The organism is Streptomyces sp. NPDC054840 (genome assembly GCF_053611065.1).
Map to the genome: position 1 here is coordinate 1 of NZ_JBSGZP010001080.1, position 1,520 is coordinate 1,520.

The window sequence follows — 1,520 nt, forward strand, 5'->3', positions numbered from 1 at the left end:
GAGGTCCCCGCGCACGACAGCCGCCATGCTTTCCTCGGGCTCCTGTTCGCGCACCCGGACCCGCAGCTCCGGATGCCCGGCCCGCAGCGCGGCCAGAGCCTGGGGCAGCAGCCCGCGCATGGCGGTCGGGAAGGCGCCGATCCGCAACTCGCCCACGGCGCAGCCGCGCTGGGCCTCGACGTCGGCCTGGGCGAGTTCCACCTGGGAGATGATCCGGGCGGCGTGGTCGGCGAGGAGCCGTCCGGCGTCGGTGAGCCGGACCCCGCGCCCGTTCCGGGCCAGCAGCGGCTGGCCGACCTCGCGCTCCAGCTTGGCCAGCTGCTGGGACACGGCGGAGGTGGTGACGTGGAGGCCGTCGGCCGCGCCGCTGACCGAGCCGTGGCGGGCGAGGGCGTCCAGGGTGCGCAGGCGCTCCAGGTTCAACATGTAAGCAATGCTACGTCGTCGCGCAGAGAAACTCTCGCTTGTCCTACGAAGTTGACAGGGGCACAGTAAGGGCCATGAGCGCACCGACCACCCCCGGGCCGACCCTCCCGGCCTCCTCCGCCTCCCCGGCCTCCCCCACCCCGGCCTCCGCCGCCACGCCCACGGCCGCCCCCACCACCGGCGGGCGCCGGGGCGGCCTCCTGGACTGGCGGGTCCGGTTCGCGATCCTCTCGGTCGTCTGGGGCTTCAGCTTCCTCCTGATCAAGGTCGGCACGGAGGCGTACGCACCCTTCCAGGTGGCGCTGGGCCGGGTCCTGTTCGGCGCGCTCGCCCTCCTCACCGTGCTGCTGGTCCGCCGCGAGCCGCTTCCCGGCGGCCTGCGCACCTGGGGTCACCTGACCGTGGCGGCGCTGCTCCTCAACACCGCCCCGTTCTCGCTCTTCGCGTACGCGGAGCTCAGCATCCCCTCCAGCCTGGCCGGCATCTGCAACGCCACCTCGCCGCTGTGGGGCATGGCGCTGTCGCTGGTCGCCCTGTCCGAGGACCGCCCGACGCGCCGCCGCTTCGCCGGACTGGGCCTGGGCTTCCTCGGCGTCCTGACCGTGCTCGGCGCCTGGCAGGGCTTCTCCGGTGTCGACGCCAAGGGCACCGCGTTCGCCCTGCTGGCCTCCCTCTGCTATCCCGTCGGCTGGATCTACGTCCGCCGCACGCTGGCCGGGACGCCCGGCTCCCCGGTGGCCCTGACCGGCGGCCAGCTCATGATCTCCACACTGCAGCTCGCCCTCGTCAGCGCCGCGTTCACCTCGGCGCCGACCTCGTTCCCGCTCTGGCCGACCCTGTCGGTGATCGCGCTGGGCGCCCTCGGCACGGGCATGGCCCTGCAGATGCAGTACGGGCTGGTGACGGAGGTCGGCCCGACCACCGCGCAGATGGTCACGTACTTCATCCCGGTCATCGCCACCACGGCGGGCGTCCTGGTGCTCGGCGAGCACCTGCACTGGAACACTCCGGTCGGCGCCGCGATCGTCCTGGCCGGCGCGGCCCTCACCCAGACCCGCCCGGGGGCCCGGAAGCCCGCCTGACCGGGCCGGAGC

The 1,520-nt window shown here is 73.9% G+C and carries 2 protein-coding genes; one reads left to right on the forward strand and one right to left on the reverse strand.

The features are described from left to right. Positions 1–426 (reverse strand): LysR family transcriptional regulator (locus ACWGIU_RS37665; protein ID WP_453712570.1); only part of this gene is annotated, 426 nt, incomplete at its 3' end. Positions 427–500: 74 nt separating this feature from the next. Between ACWGIU_RS37665 and ACWGIU_RS37670 the strand changes: the two genes are divergently transcribed. Continuing rightward, positions 501–1,508, forward strand: a complete 1,008-nt coding sequence (locus ACWGIU_RS37670) for a DMT family transporter (RefSeq protein ID WP_453712572.1) — start codon at positions 501–503, stop codon at positions 1,506–1,508. The last annotated feature ends 12 nt before the right edge of the window (positions 1,509–1,520 follow it).

Excerpts from the sequence above, each read along its gene's own strand:
- ACWGIU_RS37670 (WP_453712572.1), top strand. The coding sequence starts at position 501 with ATGAGCGCACCGACCACCCCCGGGCCGACCCTCCCGGCCTCCTCCGCC.